Genomic DNA, 20,894 nt, shown 5'->3' with positions numbered 1-20,894 from the left:
AGATGAGGAAACTGCTGTGGAGAAGCAGCAACCCGAAGAGGGTCTTGCAGCCACGCTGAGACGCCGCTACGGCGATCCGATGCCGCTCGCTGCAGCAAAGGTGATCGACCGGCTGGATGTGCATTGCCGCACATTCATCGACCACTCACCGCTTGTCATGCTGGCAACGTCGAATGGCCATACGCTCGATGTCTCGCCCAAAGGCGGCGACCCCGGCTTCATCAAGGTCGAAAACGATCAGACCTTGCTGATGCCCGACTACGCCGGTAACAACCGGATCGATGGCTTGATCAACATCGCCGCCGAACCGCAGGTCGCGTTGGTCTTTTTCATCCCGGGCGTCAAGGAGACCTTGCGAGTCAACGGGCCCGCAGAGGTTGTCCTGGAGTTCGACACCGACCCGTATCCGGACCTCTGGGATAGCGTTCCGAAATCCGTGCTCCGCGTGCGCACACGTGAGGTGATGCTGCATTGCGGCGCTGCGCTACAGCACGCATCGGTGTGGCAGCCCGAGACCTGGCCACGCGAGCGGCCGATAGCGTCATTGTCGAGAATCGTCAGGGATCATGCCGCGATCACATGACGCTGCCCGCTCCGGTGTTGACACACCCTTCGGGCTGCGCCGCCGTGCGTGTCTCACAGCCGCGCTGGCTCTGCTACCACTCGCCGCACGCGCGGAGCCCATGCGGGTTGCCGCGATCGACTGGGCGATGCTCGAAACCGCACTGGCGCTCGGTATCACCCCGGTGGCGGCAACCGAGCTTGTCCGTTTTCGCGTCGACGCTGTGACACCCGCCGTGCCTGCCACGGTCGTTGACCTCGGCTTGCGCGGGTCGCCCAACCTGGAGCTGCTGATCACGACCGCACCGGACGTCATCCTGACGTCGCCGTGGTACGCGTTCATCGAGCACCGCCTGGCGTCTGTCGCCAAGCTTGTCACGCACACGGTCTACACGCCTGGGGAGCCGCCGTGGCCGAAAGCACTCGCTGCGCTGAGGGTGGTCGGTCAACGCCTGGGTGTGGTTGAGCACGCCTTGGCTGTGGAGGCCCAGACGAAGAAAACGATCGCAATGCGCGCCAGGGCGCTCCGACCCTACCGCGACCGGCCGTGCTACATCGTGCAAATTGGAGACGCTCGGCATGTCCGAATGCTGGGAGACGACAGCTTGTTCGGCAGTGTCCTCATGGCGCTTGGCTTGCAAAACGCCTGGGAGGCGCGGAGCCGCTTCTCCTTCGCGGCACCCGTCCCGATCGAGCAGCTGGCCACCACGGCGGACGCGCGTATTCTCGTGGTGTCCGAGGTGCCGGCACTGGTCCGAGACAGCCTTGCACACTCGACACTCTGGCGACGTCTCACGCCCGTTGCCGAGTCGCGTGTGCATTTTCTCGACAACATCAACCCATTTGGCGGAGTGCCAGCCGGTCTGCGCTTTGCCGCACTGCTGCACAGGGCCCTGACCGCACCATGACCCGTCCACTGGGAACAGCAGTTGCATTCGGAGCTGTCGTCGTCAGCGTGCTGTGGTGGTGGAACGCCCTGCCGTACACGCGCGCCGGGCTGCCTGTGTTCTCGCTCGATGCCGCTCGGCTGTCGATCGACGGGATCCTGCTGTATCACGGCCATGTGCCGCGTGCCGCTGTCGCCCTCCTGTGCGGCGCCCTGCTCGGGCTCTCCGGTGCAATACTGCAAGCCGTTCTCAGAAACCCCCTGGCCGACCCTTCAACGCTCGGGATTTCCGCCGGTGCGCAACTGGCCTTGACGGCCGCTGTCGTGCTGGCTCCAGGGTGGTTGGCCTGGGGCCACTGGCCAGTGGCAATGGCCGGCGGCCTCGGCACTGCCGTGATCGTCATGCTGATCGCGTCTGCGCGGGAATACGATCCAACGACCCTGGTCATCGTGGGTATGCTGGTCAGCCTGATGGCGAGTGCGCTCGCCGCCGCCATCACGCTGTCACAGGGTCACTACTTGTTCAGCCTGATGATCTGGAACGGTGGCTCACTGGTGCAAACCGGCTGGCAGCCCGCCCTGTGGCTCGGTGTCACCTTGCTGCTCGGTCTCGTGCTGGTGGCACCGCTCGTGGACGTCGTGCAAGTGCTCGGGCTCGGTTCCGGCAGTGCCAAGTCGCTGGGCGTCAACGTCGCCGTGTACCGAGGCCTTCTCATCTTGATCGCCACCGCACTCGCCGCAGGTGTTGCGGCAGCCGTGGGCCTGGTGGCGTTTGTCGGTTTGGCGGCGCCGGCACTGGCACGCGCCCTGGGTGCCCGTACCGCAAGACAACGCATCCTGGGTGCCGCGTTCACAGGTGGCTTGATGCTGGCGCTCTGTGATGGGCTGGTGCTGCGTGCAATGAGCGTATCGAACGAGATGTTCCCGACCGGCGCCGTCACGGCGATCCTCGGCGGCCCGCTCATTCTCCTCATGCTGAGGCGCGTGCGGTCCGTGCCTTTGCCAACCCACAAACACACGCCCCGGCGCCTCGCTCAACCCGCTCGCGCGCTGGCGGTGTTGTGCCTGTTTCTGTCTGCGGTGTTTTGCCTGGCCCTCGTTCTGGCACAAGGGCCTGATGGCTGGTCTCTGCCACAGCCGGCACAAGCCGAACTGTTTCTCGAGACCCGCTTTGTGCGCCTCGCAGGCGCGGCCGCGGCAGGCGGACTCCTGGCGCTTGCCGGGACGGTGTTGCAGCGGTTGACGGCGAACCCGCTCGCATCGCCCGAGGTGATCGGTGTGTCCGGTGGTGCGGCGGTTGGCTACGCCACGGTGTTGTTCACGGCCGCTGCGCCGAGCATCGGTTTGCTGCTCTTCGGGGCAACGGTCGGCGGCACGCTGGCAACGCTCGCCATCCTGGGTTTCGTGGTCGGGCACAACCCGTCGCCGGAGCGCGTGCTGCTGGCGGGCATTGCCATCTCATCGCTCGCTGCTGCCGTCCTCTCGCTGCTCATGACGCTTGGTACCACACAATCCTTTGCCATTTTATCCTGGCTTAGCGGCTCCACATCGGCACTGACGGTGACGCTGACGGTGACACTGGTCGGCTCGCTGGTGCTGATCGCCAGCCTCGTGTTGTGCGCACACCGGTGGCTGACCATACTGCCCTTGACGACGCCTGTGGCTCGCAACCTGGGGGTGCCGTTGCGCACCGCTTGGTGCGGGCTGATCGCATTGGCGAGCCTCGCGACGGGCGCGGCAACCGTCATTGTCGGCCCCCTGAGCTTTGTCGGCCTGATGGCACCACACCTGGCACGGCGCAGCGGGTTTTCCGCTGCGGGCCCGCACCTGCTTGCCAGTATCCTGATAGGCGCCCTGGTGATGACTGTCGCGGATTTCGGGGCACGACAGGCCAGTTTTCCCTACCAACTGCCACTCGGTCTTTTTGCCTCGCTGATCGGCGCACCCTGGCTGGTCTGGCTGCTCACCCGCAAACCCGCATCATGACCCTGTTCAAGCTCACAGATCTGTGCGTCGACGTGCCATCGCGACGGCTGCTCGACCGCATCACAGTCACCTTCGAGGCCGGTGCCATCACAGGCTTGGTGGGCAAGAACGGTTCGGGCAAAAGCACCCTGCTGAAGGTCATCGCACGCCAGACAACCGCTGGGGCCGGGGACATCGAATTCGACGGACACCCGCTGGCGTCGTGGCCACACGACGCCTTTGCGCGCAACGTCGCGTACCTGCCGCAAACGCTGCCGCTGGCCGAGGGCTTGTTGATCCAGGAGCTGGTGGCTCTGGGTCGCTACCCATGGCACGGCGCTTTGGGTCGGCCAGGACCCGACGATGCCGCCGCCGTCGACCGCGCACTCCGAGTGTGTGGTCTGGATCACCTGCAGCAGCAGCGCGTCGACACCTTGTCAGGCGGCGAGGCGCAACGCGCCTGGCTCGCCCTGCTGATCGCACAGGATGCGCGCTGTTTGCTGCTCGACGAACCGACGTCGGCCCTCGATATTGCAACGCAAATGGACATACTCGGCCTGGTCCGGCAACAGTGCAAGACGGATGGACGCGGCGCCGTTGTCATCATCCACGACATTAACCTGGCCGCGCGGTTTTGCGACCACATAGTCGCCCTACGTGACGGTCGCGTCGCCTTCGACGGCGCGCCTGACGTGTTCATGAAACCGCCCTTATTGAAAGAGGTTTTTGACGCAGACATGGAGGTGATGACACGCGCCGACGGCTCGCTGGTGGCCCTACCGCACTGACAGTGGCGCTGACACGCAGTCAGCCAGCCCTGCAGGGGTCAGCACAGCCCCTGGTCGGCCAGGAAGCGGACAAACAGCAGCGTCAGGCTCTCGCGGCGCGATTTGTCGGGCCAGACGGCGTAGATGCCAAGCGGCGCGAGCGACCACTCGGGCAGCAGCCGTACCAGTTTGCCTTCGTCAATGCCGCGTTGTGCGAGGAAAGACGGCAACACCGTGGCACCGACGTTCTGGGTCGAGAGGTGGTAGACCGCCTCGATGCTGTCCACCGTGATCTGCGCTTTGCCAGTGACGGTTTCGATCTCGCCCGTGGCCGACGTGAACTCGGTGGTGTCCGAGCGCTGCTCGAAGCGAATCCAGTCCCACGCCTCGAGGTCGCTCGGTTGCGTGGGTCCGGCCTTGCGTTGTGCGTAGGCCACTCCCGCGACGAGGTAGCGCTGACCCTCGGCCAGCTTGCGCGACATCATCGCGCTCTCGTCGAGCCAGCCGACCCGAATGTTCATGTCGAAGCCGTCCTCGACCAGGCGCACACGGTGGTCAGTGTACGACACCGAGAAACTGACGTTCGGGTGGCGCAACGCGAACTGCGCAATCGCGGTGGACAGCGGCCCCTGCGCCAGAAACGCGGGCATCGAGATGCGCAGCGCACCCGAGGGCTCCTCCGACAAGGCGTTGAGTTCGTCGAGGCCCGACTCGGCGCTGCGCAGCATCTCCGACACACGCGCGTAAAGGATGCGGCCCTCGTTGGTCAACGCAAGCTTTCGCGTGCTGCGATACAGCAGCGTTACCCCGAGGACTTTCTCAAGCTCCGAGACAGTTTCGCTGATGCGCGACGGCGCGAGCCCGACCTGTTTGGCCGCCGCGCGAAACGACCCTTCCTCCACCACGCGGGCGAACACCGCCATGTGCCTGAGGTGATCAATCATTGTTCGGTCTCGCAGATCAGGGGTTTCGGTTTTCAGCCCATAGTCCAGGCCCAACGCCGGACGTAGACTGCACAGTCGTGCCGGCATTGTGCCCCTTTTCAGGAGATCCGCCCATGTTGCGAACCGTGAAAGCCGCCCTTGCAGTATTCAGCCTGTGCCTCGGCGCCGCGGTATCCGCCGACGACACCCCACTCGACCTGAAATTCGCGGGCGCTCTGACCTTCTCGGACGACGGCACGCTCTTTGTCGGGGACAACTACAGCGGCGCGATCTACGCCTTCGACCTGACCGGGGCCACGGCGCCGGCGCAGGTGATGCCGGTCAACATCGCCGACATCGACATCAAACTCGCGGACGTGCTGGGCGTGGGCCCGCGCGCGCTCGCCATCAACGACATGGCGGTGCACCCGGTCTCGGCGGAGATCTACGTCTCGGTCACACGCATCGGCAACTTCGAATCGGCGCCAGCGGTGCTGCGCGTGACCCAATCCGGCGACATTGACCTGGTGGACCTCGGCGCGCTGACGTTCCAGAAGCAGCCGCTCGACCACTACCCCGACCAGGAGACCACGTTCCGCCCACGTGGCCTGGGCAAGAGCCCGCCTGAAGTGCGCGACCTCGCCAAGGGCAACATCCGCTTGAGTTCGCTCGCGATCATGGACATGGTCTACCACGACGGCGAGCTTTTCGTTTCGGGCGTCGCCTTCGACAACTTCCTCTCGACCCTGCGCCGTGTGCCGGTGCCGTTCACCGGCAGCCAGGCCGCGGCGAACGTCGAGATGTACCACATCTCCCACGACCAGTTCGAAACCCGAGCGCCCATTCGCGCGATGTCGATCCACGAGATCGACGGCTCCCCTCACCTCGTCGCGGCCTACACCTGCAGCCCGATCGTGTTGATCGCGCTGGACGAGATCGTCGACGGCGCCAAGATCGCCGCGCGCACGATCATGGACTACGGCAACGGCCAGCCGATCGACATGGTGTCCTACACCTCCCAAGCCGGCGAGATGCTGTTCCTGACCAACAACAGCCGCTCACCCCACGTCATCCCGGTCGAGAGCCTGAACGGCGCGACCGCCTACACCCAGGGCGACTTGCCACGCGGCGGGAAGTCGGACCTGATGCCGATCATGCCGGTCGGTGACACCGGCAAGGCCGTGATGTTCGACGGCATGTCGCTGCACATCGACACACTGGGCGAGCACCTGTTCGTCTCGCTCACCCGCGACCTCTACACCGGCAGCTTGAACATGGACTCGAACTTCAACAGTTTCCCGAACCGCTTGCACAACCTCGTGGCCGAGTTCGACTTTCCGCAGTACTACACCGACAAGGCCCAGTAGGGCGCATCGGACCCATGCGCTGCCTGCGAGCCATGCTCCTCGGGACCGGTGTGCTCGGTGTGGCCCCGCTCGCGGCGACCGGCAGCGAGGGCCCCGACCTGAGCCTGCCCACGCACGCGCATGCGCCGGTGCGGCTCAGCCTGCCAACGGGGTCCGCCGAGAACGCACGCGCCGCGCTACAGGTGTTTGTCGGTGACGCGAGCGCGTGCTGCACACACCGGACACCGATCGCCGGCCAACATCAGGTGTCGCCCGACGACATCGCGTTTCACCCCGCGTTTCCGTTCGAACCCGAACAGCCCTACACCGTGCGTGTCGGCGACGCTCTCGTGGTGTTCGTGGTGCCGCGGAAAACGGCGCTCACCGCGCCAGCCGTGACCGCCGCCTACCCGAGTGGCGCACAGCTCCCCGCCAACACCTTGCGATTCTACCTGCACTTCTCGACGCCGATGCAGCCCCACCGCGCGCACGACTTCATTAGGCTGGTGGACGCGAACGGCAAGGCCGACCCCGCCGCGTTTATGGCGTTCAAGCAGGAGCTCTGGAACCGAGAGCGCACCCGCCTGACCGTGCTGCTGGACCCGGGCCGGATCAAGCGTGGCGTAGCACAGAACCGCACGCTCGGGCCGGCGCTCGTGGACGGCCAGCAGTACGCGTTGGTGGTCGAGGCCGGGTGGCCGAGCGCTGACGGCCGCGGCACGGCACCGCGGTTCGAACACCGCTTCACCGTCACAGGCGCTCTGCGCAGCCGACCGCGGGTCGACCACTGGACCATCACCCCGCCGCGGCGCGGTGGCCACGACGCTTTGCTGATCGGTTTCGACAGAGCCTTCGATGCCGCACAGGCCCGCGACGCCATCACCGTCTGGGACAACCCGGCGACGCCGGTGCCGGGCGAGGTGCAACTCGACGCCGGCGAACGCGGCTGGCGCTTCGTGCCACACCGGCCGTGGGCCAGCCATCAGGTGGAGGTGCGCGTGGACCCCCGTCTTGAAGACGTCGCGGGCAACAACTTCCGCGAGCGGCTCGACCACCCGAACGGCGAAGCCGCCGCGACACCGAACACCACCCGCACGCTGGCGCTGCCGCCGGCGTGACGTCCCCGACACCCAGAGACCGAGGATTTCAGCCATGAACCGACGCACCGTCTTGACCACCACACTCGGCGCCGCCCTGGCGCTGACCCTCAGCCGACACGCAGGAGCACAGACAATGGACAGTACCAGCCAGGCCAGCTACGACACCGTGATGGGTTTCATGGGCGCCATGGGAAGCGGCGACATGGACGCCATGTCCGCGCTCATGGCCGACGACATGGTGTGGCACAACGAGGGTGACACCTCACTGCCCTGGATCGGCGAGACCCGCGGCAAGGCGGCCATCTTCGACTTCCTCGGCGTGTTCTCCACCAACCTCACCACGACCTTGTGGGAAAACACCGACGCCTTCGCCTCGGGCGACACCGTCGCGGTGTTCGGCAAGATGAACGGCATCACCCCACACTCGGGCCAGGAGATCGGCGAATTCACCTTCGCGCTGCGCGCCAAGGTCCGCGACGGCCAGGTGGTGCTCTGGCACTGGTTCGAAGACAGCTTTGCCGTCAGCCAGGCCTACCACGGCCGCGCTTGACAACCGCACACACGCCAACCCCGACACCATGACACGGAGCACGTCCCCTCATGCACACCCACCTTAGCTGCAGGCGTGCTGCCTGCTTCGGCGCGGCGCTCGTCCTCGGCACCCCCGGCGCCTTCGCGGGCGACGCCAGCACACTCGAGGTGGCGGTCAACACCTTCCAGAACAGCACCGCCACCGGCGGCGCGCAGATGACCGTGGACGCCAAGGGCCCGGTCACGATCGGCGACACCGTCGAACTGCCCGGCTTTGCCTTCAACGTGTACGACGTCGACCTCACTGCCAATAGCGTAACCCTGACGCTTGTGGCGGATCTCGCGAAACTGCAGATCACGCAGTACGACGAAACGACTTTCGACCGCTACTACATCAGCCTTGATGCGCCGGTGGACAGCGCGCGCCTGTCGGACGCCACACACGCCGATTTCGCGGCCACGGTCGACATCATCGCCCCCGGCACTGCGCTGTCGACCGCCGGCGCCTTCGTCCAGGGCATGGCGAGCGAATTCAGCTTCGACACCGGCGGCCTGCTGATCACCATTGGCGACGGCACCGACCTCACGAAGATCAAGGCCGACGGCGGCGCGCTGACCGTCGATTTCTGAGTGCACGCCCGAGACAACGACATGGACCTCAGAAAGCCCTACCTGATCCCCCGCCTGCTGATTGGGCTCATGGCGCTGGCCATGGCCGCGGCGACCCTGCCGGCCTACGTCAACCCGACACTGAACCCCGGTCTCGCCAACCTAAGCGGCCCAGCCTTGTCGCTCGGCGAGACCGCGGGCGCCTTCCTCGGCCGACAACTGACGCTGATCGGGATTGCGCTGGTTGGCGCGATTGGTGGCCAGCGCACGTGGGTGATCGTCGGTGCCGCAGGCTTGATGTGCATGAACGGACACGATGCGGTTTTCATGGGGCTGTTCGGCGGGCCCGAGGCCGCCGCCGTCGGCGGATTGGTGTTCGCGCTGCTCGCTGCGCTGACGCTGTATCTCGCCGTGCGCGAGTCACCGCCCACTTCATCCTGACCGACCTGCGGCCGGCCGCACGGGCCTGCTTGCTACACTGACTGACCCGTTCCGTCGGCACTGTCCCGCATGGCCACCTTCGTTCTCGTCCACGGTGCCTGGCACGGTGGCTGGTGCTGGCAACCGACGCAAGCTCGCCTGGTGGCGCGCGGGCACACGGTGCACTGCCCAACACTGACCGGGCTCGGTGAGCGCAGCCACCTGGCGCACCCCGGCATTACCCCGGACACCCACGTCGAGGACATCCTCGCGGTGCTGCGCTGGCGCGAGCTCGAGGACGTGGTGCTGGTCGGTCACTCCTACGGCGGGTTGGTGATCACCGGCGTGGCCTCCGCGGTGCCGGCGGCGATACGGTCGCTCGTGTACCTCGACGCTTTCGTGCCGGAGACAAGTGGGGTGGCGATTTTTGCGAATGCCAACCCCGAGCGCCTGGCCGCCTTTGAAGCGCAAACCGCCGACGGTGGCTTCCTGGTCGAACCGGACCTCTTCGACGCCTGGACCGACGATCCGGACCTGAAAGCCTGGCTGAGGCGCCAGTGCACCCCACACCCGATCGGCAGTTTCCGCGAAGGCGTGACGCTGAGCGGGCGCGAAGCCGAGGTCCGCGACCGCCACTACATCGCGTGCGTGCGCAACGTGCCCTCGCCGTTTCAGGCCGAGTACGCGCAGGTCCGCACCACCGCCGGCTGGCAGACGCACGAGATCGACGCCAAACACGACGCTATGGTCGAGCGCCCCGACATGCTCACAACGCTGTTGGGCGCGATCGCCAGCGAACACTAGCGGCACACGCTCCACCTGGTAGACACTGGAGGCACCCCGCAAGAACGCGAAGGAGTCTGCCGGCATGCAGATCACCCCACTGACGTCCGCCATCGGCGCAGAGATCCGCGGCGTCGATTTCGCAACGCCACTCGATGCCGCGAACCAGCAGGCCATCTACGACGCGCTGCTCGCACACCTGGTGGTGTTCTTCCGCGGGTGCACGATCACACCCGAGGCACACCTCGCGTTTGCCTCCGACTTTGGTGAGATCGACGCACCGCACCCGCTCTACCCCCATGTCGGCGGCTTTCCGAACATCGTGAAGCTGGAAAACAACTCGGGCGCCCCGCCCGACACCAACAGCTGGCACACCGACCTGACCTTCAAGCAGCACCAACCGTTCGCCTAGATTCTGGTGGCGCGCGAGGTCCCTGCCTGCGGCGGTGACACGCTGTGGTCCAGCACCTACGCCGCCCACGACCGGCTGACCGAGGGCATGAAACAACACCTCGCTGGCCTCCGTGCGGTGCACGACCTCGGCGACTTCCGCAACAGTTTCTCCGGGATGCAAGGCGATCGGTCCGGCGAGCACCGGCTCGACGACGCCGTCGGCCGCTTTGGCCACCGGTTGCGACCGCTGCTCGACACGCACCCGGTCACCGGACGCCCCTTCCTCAACTTCAACGAGGCCTTTGTCAGCCACATCGACGGCCTGACCACCAACGAGTCCACCGCATTGCGCGACTGGCTCGCAAACCACATGAACCGACCCGAAGACCAGGTGCGCTGGCGCTGGAAAGCCGGCGACATGGCGATGTGGGACAACCGCGTCACCATGCACTACGCCGTGGCCGACTACCTGCCGCAACACCGTTGCATGAACCGCGTCACCGTGGCTGCCGACCGGCGCGCACTCGACGCACACGTGGCGACACCCTCCGCGGAAGCGCGCTGACATGTGCGTCGACGAACCGCCGGCCTTCAGCCACACCCGGCTCGACTCCGCGATAGGCGAACCAACGGCGCGCCGATGAGCGCCTACCGCGAGCTGCTGTCGCCGCTGACGGTCAACGGGCTCACGCTGAAGAACCGCGTCGTGTCGACCGCACACGCCCCGGGTTACGCCGAGGGCGGTCTGCCGGGGCCACGCTACGTGGCCTACCAGGCCGAGAAGGCGCGCGGCGGCTGCGGGCTTGTCATGTTCGGCGGCTCGTCGAACGTGTCGCGCGACTCGGGCTCGGTGTACGGCCAGCTCTACGTCGGCGACGACGCGGTGGTTCCGGCCTTTCGTACCTTGGCCGACGCGCTGCACGCGCACGGCGCCGCCGCCGTCTGCCAGATCACCCACATGGGCCGCCGCACCACCGCGACCGGCGGCGACTGGCTGCCGACGCGCGGCCCCTCGGCGGTGCGCGACCCGGCCCACCACGCCATGCCCTACGCGCTGAGCACCCGCGAACTGCGCCGCATCACGCAGGCCTTCGCCGACGCCGCGCGCCGCTGCCGGGACGGCGGCCTCGACGGCGTGGAGATCCTCGGCTCGAGTCACCTGATCGGCCAGTTTCTCTCACCGCTCTCGAACGCGCGCACCGACGCCTACGGCGGCGCACTCGAAAACCGCGCGCGCCTGCTGTTCGAGGTGCTGGAGGCCTGCCGTGACGCCGTGGGGCCTGACTTCGTTGTCGCGTTTCGCAGCAACTTCAGCGAGGAGAACGAGGGCGGGCTCAGTGCCGACGACGGCGTTGCGCTCGCCGCGCTGATCGGGCAACACGGCGCGGTGGACCTGATCAACGTCAACGGCGCCTACGGTGGCACCGACATGGGGCTGACCGAATACATGCCCGGCATGGCGTTTCCGGCGGCGCCGTACGTCGAGCTTGCACGCCGCGTCCGCGAGGCGTCGAATCGGGTCACGCTGCAGGCCGCGCGGCTCTCGGACCCGGCCACCGCCAACTGGGCGGTGGGCCAGGGCTACCTCGATCTCGCTGGCCTCACCCGACCGCAGATGGCCGACCCGGAGCTCGTCAACAAGCTCGCCCGCGGCGACGCCGAGCGGGTGCGCCCTTGCGTCGGGGCCGGCTACTGCCTCGACCGCATTTACGGTGGCCGCGAAACCTTCTGTGTGCAGAACGTGTCGACTGGGCGCGAGCTGACGCTGCCGCCACGCATTGCACCGGCACCGCACACCCGACGTGCCGTGGTGGTCGGTGGTGGCCCGGCCGGTCTCGAGGCCGCGCGCGTACTCGCCTTGCGCGGCCACCGCGTAACCCTCCTCGAAGCGCAAGCCCGGCTCGGTGGCCAGGTGCGGTTGGCCGCCGCGGGCGCCTGGCGCACCGACCTTATCGGTGTGACCGACTGGCTGGCAGCGGAAGTCGCGGCGCTCGGTGTCGACGTGCAGCTCAACACCCTGGCCGAACTCGACACCGTGCGCGCGCTGACACCGGACACGGTGGTGGTGGCCGCCGGGGCCGCGCCTGCCGACCCGCTCGGCCTCGGCTTGCCGACCGTCTGGGACGCACTGGCCGGGCACGTGCGGACGGACGGCGACACGCTGAACTACGACAGCGTGGGCGAACACGCCGCGCTGTCGCTCGCCGACCGTCTGTCAGCCGCGGGGCTGCCCGTCATCTTCGTCACGCCGGACCGCCACGCCGGCCGCGGGCTCGGTGGGCAGAACGCGCCGGTCTACCTCCGCAACCTGGCCAACGCCGGGGTTGAGATTGTCACCGACCACGCGCTGGTCGACGTCACAACGGCGGGCAACCAGTGCGTGGTGCACCTCCGCCACGCCTTCGCCCGCAGCCGCCACACACGCCGGGCGCAGACCGTCATCGCGGATTTCGGCAGTGACCCGGTGACCGAACTGTTCGAGACGCTCGTGCCCGCGGCCACCAACCTCGGCGAGATCGACCCCGAGGCCATGGTCCGCCTGGCACCCCAACCCGCTGACAGCCACCCCAACGGCCACTACCTGCTGCTGCGCGTCGGCGACGCGCTGGCGCCGCGCGACATCCACGCGGCCATGCTCGACGCCAATCGGTTGGTTCGGGTGGTGTGACACGGCGCGCTTCGCCGCGACGCTTCGAAGGACAGGTGATCCAGCCGCTGCCGCGCCGAGCGACACAGCCGCTCACACGCACGCCGATCGATTCGGTCGGCTCGGAATCGGATACGAGGCGTGGGCCCGCACGCCGCCCGGCGACACCGACGCCTAAGCGCCCCGAGCAGCACGTGGCCCCTACGAAAAAAAAGGCCACGGCGTCCGAATGACGCCGTGGCCTCGCTGAGCAGGCGCCCTCAGTCGCTCAGCGCTTCGGACAAGGTCTTGGCGTTGTGGCGCATCATGTCGATGTAGGTCGACGCAGGACCATCAGGCCCTGACAACGCGTCGGAGTAGAGCGAACCCCCAACCTTAGCGCCCGTTTCGTTCGCAATCTGCTCAATCAAACGGTTGTCGGTGATGGTCTCGACAAACACCGCTGAAATGCCGTCTTCCCGTATTTGCGTGATGATCGCAGCCACATCGGCCGCCGACGCCTCGCTCTCCGTGCTCAGACCCACCGGTGCCAGGAATGCTATGCCGTGGTGTTGGCTGAAGTAGCCGAACGCGTCGTGCGAGGTGACCACAGTGCGCTGGTCTTCCGGTATGCCCGCAATCATCGCGTCGACCTCGGCACCCAGTGCTTCAAGCTCTGCGACATAGGCTGCCCGGTTTGCAAAGTAGGCAGACGCGTTGTCCGGGTCGGCCTTGGAGAGGCCAGCGGCAATGTTGTCGACGTACACGATTGCATTCTCAACGGTCTGCCACGCGTGCGGATCAAAAGCGCCGTGGTTATGGCCGTGGTGATCGTCGTGACCACCGTGATCGTCGTGATCACCGTGTCCGTGCGCGTGATCCGAATCCGGTTCCTGGGCTGTCGGCTCGACATCCGCGCCGGACGCATCTTTGAAGAAATGCGCGTCCGCTTCGAATTCAAACGGCATGTGTTCAGTGAAGAACGCGTACGTGCCGCCCTCAGCCACGTCGACAGAGAACAGTGTCACGTCTTTCGCGCTGTCGAAATTCAGCGAATAGGCCACGTTTGCAGCGGTGATCACGTCACCATCGGCCTTTGATTCGCTTGCGTCGCTCTCGAGCAGTTCTTCTGCCGCCTCTTCAACCGCCTCGATGTCCTCGCCGGACAGCATGACAAGCTTCATCGCCGGGTCAGCGTAGTCGCCGTCGACTTTGGCAAACGACCAGGTGTAGGTGCCCGGTGACAACTCGAAGAGCCCGGCCCATTCGAAGGCATGCGCGCCATGCCCGTGGTCATCATGGTCGTCATGGCCCTTGTCATCGTGGCCGTGTTCGTCGTGGTCATCGTGGCCTTTTTCATCGTCGCCATGATCGTCGTGGTCGTCGTGGCCTTTTTCATCGTGGCCATGATCGTCGTGGTCGTCGTGGCCCTTTTCGTCGTGATCGTCGTGATCGTCGTGATCGTCTTCGAACGCGATGGCGTCAATGCCGTCGGTCGCAACCACCATCTCACCGTCGAAGGGCGCCGCTTCAGCCAAGCGCTCCAGCCAGCCTTCAAACTCGAGGCCATTTATAAACATCACCTTGGCACCGGCGACCGCCGCAGCGTCACGTGGCGTCGGTTGGTAGACGTGTGCATCGCCATCCGGGCCAACGAGTGTGGTCAGGGCGATGTGTTCACCGCCGACCCGAGCGACCATGTCACCCAGGATCGAAAAGGTCGCGACAACCTCGAGCGGCTCGTTGGCGTTGGCCATGCCCGCCACAGACAAGGTGGCTGCCAGCAGTGCGGCTGAGGGTTTCAGGTGGGGTAGTCGAAGGGACACGGTATCTCCAATTCTTTCGGGTTGTGTCGGTGCAGCGGGCCGTGGAAAAAACCCTGCTGACTCGACCGTGGATGCAGTCGGTTGCGGATGACCTGCGCGCAGGCTCTCGAGGGGGACGAGCAGGCACACTGCTCAGGCGCGGTACCGGAAGCCGGCGGCCGATGTTATAACATAACCATCTACGTAGAAAGCGCCGCGGGCTCCTGACGGAGGCAGCGCGCACACGAGGCGAGAAATCACCCGTTCTGCTGCCCATTGTGTTTCAGAGAAGACACAGATTGCGTCACGGACACGCGGCCGTGCAGTGTCACCACCGCCGTCGTCCAGCACGGGGAATGCGACACATCCCGAGGCAAAGCCCACCCACCCGGCTGCCCACGCGGGGCATCCGCCCGACGAGTGGCGCTGCCACAGCAACCGCCCCGCCAGGGTCAGCAACCACGGCGTCTGGCTCATGAACGGCAGGAACCGCACCACAGCCGACCGTGCAGTCCGGCGGGGCGGCCGCGCGGCCGCCGAATCCCACATTGCCTATACTCGCGGCGTGTTTCGCTGTGTGTCACCGTGAGGAGATCGATATGTCCACATCCAAAGCCACCCTCGTCATCGCCACTGCCTTCCTCACGGGGTTTCTGGGTGCCTGCTCGTCGCTGAGCGACTTTGCCCAGTCGGGGTACTACGACCACAGCGTCAGCGGGTCGTCATCTGGGACGGCCGACGCGCCCGAGGGGGCCATCACCGTCGCAATCAGCAACTTCGCTTACGTGCCGGCGCAGCTGACGGTCTCGGCCGGGGACACCGTTGTTTTTGTCAACGAGGACGGCGCGCCGCACTCGGCCACGGCCACCGACGGCAGCTTCGACACCGGCGTCTTCGCGGGCGGGGAATCCGGCGCCATCACCGTGGGCAGCGCGGGCACTTACGCGTACTTCTGTTCGGTGCACCCCAACATGAAGGGCACACTCGTCGTCACGGAGTGAGGCGGCCGCATGGCGTTCGGGCCGTGGCCACCGCCTGAGCGTCGGCCCGGGTCCGGTGCCACCCAGTCGACAACGTCCACACCGTGCAGTCGATCCGCGGGCCGACCGCGGTGTCAGCCTTTTCACGTGGGCGCCGAGGAGCGCGCCAGCACTTGAACTTATCGTCGTCGGCGCCACTCAGTGAGGTACTGCCTTTCGGCGCCTCTCGATTCCCTCGGACTCCCCCCCATGGCTCATTCGGACGACACCCCGCTGCTGGACCGCGACCTCTTTTTCGGCAACCCGCAGGTGGCCGACGGCAAGCTGAGCCCCGATGGCCGATTCATTTCGTTCATGAAGCCCCACCGCGGCATCATGAACGTGTGGGTGAAAACCTTTGCCGAACCCTTCGAGGCCGCGCGGCCGTTGACGGCCAGCACGCGCCCACTCTACGGCTACACCTGGACCGAAGACGGCCAGCACATCCTGTTCGTCAAGGACTCCGACGGCGACGAGAACATCAACCTCTTTGCCGTCGACCCGGCGGCACCGCCCGCGGACGGCGAGGACACCCCCGCCGCGCGCAACCTGACCCCGCTCAACGACGTGACGGCGCAGATCTACCACGTCAGCCAGTCCAACCCCGACGTGCTGTGGGTGGGCCTGAACGACCGCGACAAGGCGTGGCACGACCTGTACAAACTCGTGATGTCCACCGGTGAGCTGACGCGCCTCTACGAGAACACCGACCGCATCACCGGCTACGACTTCGACTGGGACGACACCCTGCGCCTGCTGAGCCGCACCGACCCGGCCGGCAACACCACCCTCCTGCGCAAGGACGGTGACACGCTGGTGCCGATCTACGAGACCAACGTCGACGAGGGCGCGTACGTCGCGGGCTGGACGCCAGACAACCGGCTGCTCTACCTCGTCACCAACCAGGGCGACCTCGACCTCAAGACGCTCTACACCATGGACCCGGACACGACGGCGCTGACCCGGGTGGAGAGCGACCCGGACAACCGTGTCGATTTCGGCGGGCTTCGCGTGGACCGCAACACACGTGAAGTCATCTCGACGTCGTACACCGACGACAAGACGCGCTACTGCTGGCGCAACGCCACTTGGGAAGCCCACTACGCCTTTCTGCAAGCGGCCTTCCCGGGGCGAGAGGTGGCATTTCAGAGTGCAACCAACGACTACAGCGCCTTCCTGGTGGCCGTGCACGGCGACCGCTACGCCGCCGAGTGCTGGTATTTCGACGTCGAGACCCGCGAGCTGGCGCGCCAGTACACGCCGCGGCCCGAGCTCAAAGACGTCGAGGACCACCTCGCGCCGATGACGCCAATTCGCTACTCGAGCAGCGACGGCCTCGAGATCCCGGCCTACCTCACCGTGCCGCCCGGCATCGAGGCGCGCAACCTGCCACTTGTGGTGCTCGTGCACGGCGGCCCCAAGGGCCCACGCGACCACTGGGGCTACGACGCGCAGGTGCAGTTTCTGGCAAACCGTGGCTACGCCGTGCTGCAGCCGAACTTCCGCGCCAGCGGCGGGTACGGCAAAGCGTTCCTCAATGCCGGCGACCTGCAGTGGGGCAAGCTCATGCAGGACGACATCACCTGGGGCGTGAACCACCTGATCGACAACGGCACCGCCGATCCGGACCGCATCGCGATCATGGGCGGCAGCTACGGCGGCTACGCCACATTGGCCGGGCTTGCATTTACGCCCGAGCTGTACGCCTGCGGTGTCGACATTGTCGGGCCGAGCAACCTCTTCACACTGATCGAGTCCATCCCGCCGTACTGGGAAGCCGGGCGCGCGTTCCTGCACAGCATGGTCGGCGACCCGAGCACCGAGGAAGGCCAGGCCCGCATGCGCGAGGCGAGCCCACTGTTCAGCGCGGACAGCATCAAAAGACCGCTGATGATCGTTCAGGGTGCCAACGACCCCCGCGTCAAACAGGCCGAAGCCGACCAGATCGTCATTGCGCTGCGCGACAAGGGCCACGACGTCAGCTACCTGCTGGCCGAAGACGAGGGCCACGGCTTCGCCAAACCGGTCAACCGCATGGCGATGTACGCCGAGATCGAAGCCTTTCTCGCCGCCCAGCTCGGTGGCCGGTACCAGACCGAGATGCCGGACGATGTCAGCGCGCGGTTGGCCGAACTCCGCGTGGACGTGAACACGGTGCGCTACGAGGCGGAAACACACGTCGATCCATAGCGCTGCGTGATCGTTGCAGCCGCCTAGCGCGCCAACTCGTAGGGAATGTAGAGCGCGAGACCTGGCCAGAACCACAACAGCACGGCGACGGCGAGCATGATCGCGGCGAACGGCAAGGCACCGCGCGCGACCTCTTGCAGTCTCGCCTTGGCGACAGCCTGGATGACAAAGAGGTTCATGCCCACCGGCGGTGTGATCAGCGCAGTTTCGATCAGCACGACAAAGAAGATGCCGAACCAGATCGGGTCGATGCCGGTGTTCAGCACGGCCGGAAGCAGCACCGGTACCATGATCAAGAGCATCGAGAGGGACTCGAGGAAGAAACCCATGATCAACAGCACGATGCCCACCGCCAGAATGAACAGGCTCGGGTTGGCGATGTTTTCGGTCAGAAAGGCGCTGATCGACTGCGGAATCAGGTAGAGCGTGATGGCGTAGGAGAACACCTTGGCGCCGGCGACAATGATCAGCACCATCACCGAGGTTTTCAACGCACCCTCGACCGCTTCGCGCAGTTTGGCGCGGGTCATCCGCCCCATCAGCGTGGTCATGATCAAGGCAATCACAAAGCCAAGACCGGCACTCTCCGAGGGCGTGGCAATACCGGCGTAGATCGACCCGACAATCGCCACCGCCAGCGCCACCGTCGGCAACGCCAGAAGGGAGGCGCGCGCACGTTCGCCCCAGGCCGCGCGCGGCATCGGCTGGTAGCCACCCGAAAAGCGCGAAAAGAGAATGCCGTAAACAATGAAGGCCAATGCGAGGAACAGGCCCGGCCCCACGCCCGCGAGGAAGAGTGTCGGAATCGAACTCTCGGTGACCACACCGTAGAGGATCAAGGGAATCGACGGCGGTATCAGGATGCCGAGTGTCCCTCCGGCCGCCAGCATGCCGTAAACAAAGGGCTTGTCGTAGCCGCGCTGCGACATCTCGGGGATGGCGACGGTGCCGATGGTGGCGGCGGTCGCTACCGACGAACCAGAAATTGCCGAAAACAGCGTGCAGGACAGGATGGTGGCCACGCCGAGACCGCCTGGCCAATGCCCCACCCAACTTTGTACCGCGGCATACAAGTCCCGCCCCACGCCGCCCTTGAGCAGCACGTTGGACATCAGCAGGAACATCGGCACCGCCAGCAGCTCGAAGCTGTCCATCGCACCGTGCAGTCGCTGCGGTACCGCAACGAGCGGAAACCCCTTCAGCGCGAGGAGGATGACGCCGAGCCCACCGAGCGCGATCGCGACCGGGGTGCGCAGCACCAGGAGGGCCAGCAGGGCGACAAGGATGAGGACCGTTTCTATGGCGGCGGTCCGTCGTGGCTTTCGGTGACAAGCGGGTCCGCCCACACCCGGTACAGCTGCACGGCCCCCTGCAACATCAGCAGTGCGCTACCCACCCAAACCGGCGCGTGCGTGAGCATCTTCGGCGGTGCGAGGTAGGTGTCGGTGGTGTGGCCAGCCAGCGTCGCCTTCCACCAGATCTGATAGCCGTAGTAACACGCCACGCCCGCAAAGACGAAAAGCACGACGATGGCAAAGCTCTCGGCCAACCGACGCGCGAGCGAGTTCGGGTCCTTGAGGATGACGTCGATGGTGACCATCTCGCGGTGCTTCAACACGTACGCCGCCGCGAGGTACACCACCCACACCTGCAATACCCGGCTGACCTCGTCAACCCACACGGTGGGGGCGTTGAACACATAGCGCATCACCACCTCGAAGGTGATGAAGAAGCCGATCAGAAACAGGCACCACGCGCACAGCTTGCCCGTGAACTCGGAGAGGCCGTCGATCAATCGGATCAGCACGTCTCTGGCCTGTATCAATGCGGTCAGTCAGCGAGCAGCGCAGAGTGCACCGCGTGCGCACCCCACGCCCCTCAGCCGATCGCCGTCAGGGCATCGCCGCCTTGACTGCCGCGACCGCGGCCGCGCCGACATCACCGGTCTCACTGACGAACTGGTCCACCACACCCTGAGTCGCCGTGACCCACTCGACGCGCTGCGCGTCGGTGAGCTCGACCACGGTCATGTTGGCCTTCATCTCCTCGACGATCTCGGCCTCCTGGCCGTAGATCTGGTCGCGCAGCGACTGTTCGACCTCCGCCGCTGCGGCATCGATGATGGCCTTGTGCGCGTCGGAGAGGCCTTCATAGAAATCGTTGTTCATCACCGCGATGAACTCGATAGCCGAGTCGAAGGTGAGCGTCATGTGGTCCATGACTTCGTAGAGCTTGCGGGATTTCACTGCGGAAGCTCCGGTCATGCCGACGTCCACCGCACCCTGCTGGTACGCGAGGAACTGCTTTGAACCGGACATCAGCGTGGGCGCGCCACCGAGCGCCTGCACCGTCCAGCCGTGCACCTTGCCGTAGGTGCGCACCTTCTTGTCGGCGATGTCCGCCGGGGTGACGATGGCCGAGCCGTTGTTCAGGTAGATGTTGCGGCCAAAGGCCTGCCACCAAAGCACCCGGTTGTTGGTTTCTGCAAGGATGGCGGCGTCGAGGGCGGCGCGCATGTCAGAGTCCGGCCCGACCGCCGCGCGGATGTGCGCCTCACTGCCGAAGATGAACGGAATCGAGACCACGTCCACAGCCGGCACAGAGCCAGCGAAACGGCCGATGAAGGCGGAGCCCGCTTCCACCGCGCCACTGCCCACCGCGCCCGGCACTTCCTTGTCCTTGAAGAGCTGGGCCGACGGGAAGAGTTGCATCTTCAACTCGCCGCCCGACTTCTCGTCGATGATGCGGCCAAAGTCCTGCCAGTTGACGCCCAACGAGTGGGTCTCGGGCAACTGCAAGGTGACACGGATGGTCTCCGCGCTCGCGACAAGCGGGGCGACAGACAGGGACAGCGCAGCAACGGCGCCAAGAAAAACGTGTTTCACAGGCGATCCTCCATACCAGCCAAAACAGACTCCGGACGGTATCGAGAATTAATTGCCGGTGCAACTGACCCGGGGCAGCGCCACC

General features: G+C 65.9%; 18 protein-coding genes and 1 pseudogene. 14 read left to right on the top strand and 5 right to left on the bottom strand.

Annotation, left to right across the window (positions count from 1 at the left end):
* The first annotated feature begins 16 nt into the window (after window positions 1-16).
* From AAGA11_11395 to AAGA11_11380, 4 genes are read left to right on the top strand one after another with little or no spacing between them, the layout of a single operon-like run.
* A complete protein-coding gene (locus AAGA11_11395) occupies window positions 17-583 on the top strand; it encodes an MSMEG_1061 family FMN-dependent PPOX-type flavoprotein (protein MEM9603459.1) in 567 nt (188 codons plus the stop codon).
* Window positions 567-1,469 carry an iron-siderophore ABC transporter substrate-binding protein gene (locus tag AAGA11_11390; GenBank protein ID MEM9603458.1) on the top strand — a complete coding sequence of 301 codons (903 nt, stop codon included), beginning with the start codon at window positions 567-569 and terminating at the stop codon, window positions 1,467-1,469. The genes AAGA11_11395 and AAGA11_11390 overlap by 17 nt, the downstream gene beginning before the upstream one ends.
* Window positions 1,466-3,433 carry a Fe(3+)-hydroxamate ABC transporter permease FhuB gene (fhuB, locus tag AAGA11_11385; GenBank protein ID MEM9603457.1) on the top strand — a complete coding sequence of 656 codons (1,968 nt, stop codon included), beginning with the start codon at window positions 1,466-1,468 and terminating at the stop codon, window positions 3,431-3,433. Before AAGA11_11390 ends, fhuB begins: the two co-directional genes overlap by 4 nt.
* Window positions 3,430-4,200 (top strand): ATP-binding cassette domain-containing protein, encoded by a 771-nt coding sequence (locus AAGA11_11380; protein MEM9603456.1) that lies wholly within the window; start codon window positions 3,430-3,432, stop codon window positions 4,198-4,200. The genes fhuB and AAGA11_11380 overlap by 4 nt, the downstream gene beginning before the upstream one ends.
* 38 nt (window positions 4,201-4,238) lie before the next feature.
* Here the strand turns inward: AAGA11_11380 and AAGA11_11375 are convergent, their stop codons facing one another.
* Window positions 4,239-5,123 carry a LysR family transcriptional regulator gene (locus tag AAGA11_11375; protein MEM9603455.1) on the bottom strand — a complete coding sequence of 295 codons (885 nt, stop codon included), beginning with the start codon at window positions 5,121-5,123 and terminating at the stop codon, window positions 4,239-4,241.
* A gap of 113 nt (window positions 5,124-5,236) precedes the next feature.
* Here AAGA11_11375 and AAGA11_11370 point away from each other — a divergent pair, with 113 nt between their 5' ends.
* The 8 genes and pseudogenes from AAGA11_11370 to AAGA11_11335 all read left to right on the top strand — a co-directional run bounded on the left by AAGA11_11370 (window position 5,237) and on the right by AAGA11_11335 (window position 12,952).
* Window positions 5,237-6,469 carry a hypothetical protein gene (locus AAGA11_11370; protein MEM9603454.1) on the top strand — a complete coding sequence of 411 codons (1,233 nt, stop codon included), beginning with the start codon at window positions 5,237-5,239 and terminating at the stop codon, window positions 6,467-6,469.
* A gap of 32 nt (window positions 6,470-6,501) precedes the next feature.
* The gene (locus AAGA11_11365) at window positions 6,502-7,566 is read left to right on the top strand and encodes a hypothetical protein (GenBank protein MEM9603453.1); all 1,065 of its coding nucleotides are present in this window, start codon (window positions 6,502-6,504) and stop codon (window positions 7,564-7,566) included.
* Window positions 7,567-7,600: 34 nt separating this feature from the next.
* Window positions 7,601-8,098, top strand: a complete 498-nt coding sequence (locus AAGA11_11360) for a nuclear transport factor 2 family protein (GenBank protein MEM9603452.1) — start codon at window positions 7,601-7,603, stop codon at window positions 8,096-8,098.
* A 50-nt stretch (window positions 8,099-8,148) separates the two neighbouring features.
* Window positions 8,149-8,709 carry a hypothetical protein gene (locus AAGA11_11355; GenBank protein ID MEM9603451.1) on the top strand — a complete coding sequence of 187 codons (561 nt, stop codon included), beginning with the start codon at window positions 8,149-8,151 and terminating at the stop codon, window positions 8,707-8,709.
* Between the two features lie 21 nt (window positions 8,710-8,730).
* Window positions 8,731-9,129, top strand: coding sequence for a hypothetical protein (locus AAGA11_11350; protein MEM9603450.1), 399 nt, complete (start codon window positions 8,731-8,733; stop codon window positions 9,127-9,129).
* 69 nt (window positions 9,130-9,198) lie between these two features.
* Window positions 9,199-9,912 carry an alpha/beta hydrolase gene (locus tag AAGA11_11345; GenBank protein MEM9603449.1) on the top strand — a complete coding sequence of 238 codons (714 nt, stop codon included), beginning with the start codon at window positions 9,199-9,201 and terminating at the stop codon, window positions 9,910-9,912.
* A gap of 64 nt (window positions 9,913-9,976) precedes the next feature.
* Window positions 9,977-10,849 (top strand): annotated as a pseudogene (locus tag AAGA11_11340) (TauD/TfdA family dioxygenase).
* Between the two features lie 75 nt (window positions 10,850-10,924).
* Entirely contained in the window at window positions 10,925-12,952 is a 2,028-nt protein-coding gene (locus tag AAGA11_11335) for an FAD-dependent oxidoreductase (GenBank protein ID MEM9603448.1), read from the top strand.
* A 239-nt stretch (window positions 12,953-13,191) separates the two neighbouring features.
* On the opposite strand, the gene AAGA11_11330 is transcribed toward AAGA11_11335, so the two are convergent.
* The gene (locus AAGA11_11330) at window positions 13,192-14,736 is read right to left on the bottom strand and encodes a zinc ABC transporter substrate-binding protein (protein MEM9603447.1); all 1,545 of its coding nucleotides are present in this window, start codon (window positions 14,734-14,736) and stop codon (window positions 13,192-13,194) included.
* 578 nt (window positions 14,737-15,314) lie between these two features.
* Between AAGA11_11330 and AAGA11_11325 the strand changes: the two genes are divergently transcribed.
* Entirely contained in the window at window positions 15,315-15,716 is a 402-nt protein-coding gene (locus AAGA11_11325) for a cupredoxin family copper-binding protein (GenBank protein ID MEM9603446.1), read from the top strand.
* Window positions 15,717-15,944: 228 nt separating this feature from the next.
* Window positions 15,945-17,924 carry a S9 family peptidase gene (locus AAGA11_11320; protein MEM9603445.1) on the top strand — a complete coding sequence of 660 codons (1,980 nt, stop codon included), beginning with the start codon at window positions 15,945-15,947 and terminating at the stop codon, window positions 17,922-17,924.
* Window positions 17,925-17,947: 23 nt separating this feature from the next.
* Here AAGA11_11320 and AAGA11_11315 read toward each other — a convergent pair whose 3' ends face one another.
* The 3 genes from AAGA11_11315 to dctP all read right to left on the bottom strand — a co-directional run bounded on the left by AAGA11_11315 (window position 17,948) and on the right by dctP (window position 20,809).
* Window positions 17,948-19,225, bottom strand: a complete 1,278-nt coding sequence (locus AAGA11_11315) for a TRAP transporter large permease (GenBank protein MEM9603444.1) — start codon at window positions 19,223-19,225, stop codon at window positions 17,948-17,950.
* Complete coding sequence (locus tag AAGA11_11310; protein ID MEM9603443.1) at window positions 19,222-19,731, bottom strand: TRAP transporter small permease; 510 nt, start codon at window positions 19,729-19,731, stop codon at window positions 19,222-19,224. Before AAGA11_11310 ends, AAGA11_11315 begins: the two co-directional genes overlap by 4 nt.
* A gap of 85 nt (window positions 19,732-19,816) precedes the next feature.
* Window positions 19,817-20,809, bottom strand: coding sequence for a TRAP transporter substrate-binding protein DctP (gene dctP, locus AAGA11_11305; GenBank protein ID MEM9603442.1), 993 nt, complete (start codon window positions 20,807-20,809; stop codon window positions 19,817-19,819).
* Window positions 20,810-20,894: the final 85 nt, after the last annotated feature.

It is taken from the genome of Pseudomonadota bacterium (genome assembly GCA_039196715.1).
In the GTDB taxonomy this organism is placed as follows: domain Bacteria; phylum Pseudomonadota; class Gammaproteobacteria; order CALCKW01; family CALCKW01; genus CALCKW01.
This window is presented reverse-complemented; position numbering and strand designations above follow the sequence as displayed.

What these genes read in the sequence shown, in the direction of transcription:
- AAGA11_11355 (MEM9603451.1), top strand. Translation starts at nt 8,149, where the DNA reads ATGCACACCCACCTTAGCTGCAGGCGTGCTGCCTGCTTCGGCGCGGCG.
- AAGA11_11370 (MEM9603454.1), top strand. Translation starts at nt 5,237, where the DNA reads ATGTTGCGAACCGTGAAAGCCGCCCTTGCAGTATTCAGCCTGTGCCTC.
- AAGA11_11335 (MEM9603448.1), top strand. Translation starts at nt 10,925, where the DNA reads ATGAGCGCCTACCGCGAGCTGCTGTCGCCGCTGACGGTCAACGGGCTC.
- fhuB (MEM9603457.1), top strand. Translation starts at nt 1,466, where the DNA reads ATGACCCGTCCACTGGGAACAGCAGTTGCATTCGGAGCTGTCGTCGTC.
- AAGA11_11390 (MEM9603458.1), top strand. Translation starts at nt 567, where the DNA reads ATGCCGCGATCACATGACGCTGCCCGCTCCGGTGTTGACACACCCTTC.
- AAGA11_11325 (MEM9603446.1), top strand. Translation starts at nt 15,315, where the DNA reads ATGTCCACATCCAAAGCCACCCTCGTCATCGCCACTGCCTTCCTCACG.
- AAGA11_11380 (MEM9603456.1), top strand. Translation starts at nt 3,430, where the DNA reads ATGACCCTGTTCAAGCTCACAGATCTGTGCGTCGACGTGCCATCGCGA.
- AAGA11_11375 (MEM9603455.1), bottom strand. Translation starts at nt 5,123, where the DNA reads ATGATTGATCACCTCAGGCACATGGCGGTGTTCGCCCGCGTGGTGGAG.
- AAGA11_11320 (MEM9603445.1), top strand. Translation starts at nt 15,945, where the DNA reads ATGGCTCATTCGGACGACACCCCGCTGCTGGACCGCGACCTCTTTTTC.
- AAGA11_11345 (MEM9603449.1), top strand. Translation starts at nt 9,199, where the DNA reads ATGGCCACCTTCGTTCTCGTCCACGGTGCCTGGCACGGTGGCTGGTGC.
- AAGA11_11365 (MEM9603453.1), top strand. Translation starts at nt 6,502, where the DNA reads ATGCTCCTCGGGACCGGTGTGCTCGGTGTGGCCCCGCTCGCGGCGACC.
- AAGA11_11360 (MEM9603452.1), top strand. Translation starts at nt 7,601, where the DNA reads ATGAACCGACGCACCGTCTTGACCACCACACTCGGCGCCGCCCTGGCG.
- AAGA11_11350 (MEM9603450.1), top strand. Translation starts at nt 8,731, where the DNA reads ATGGACCTCAGAAAGCCCTACCTGATCCCCCGCCTGCTGATTGGGCTC.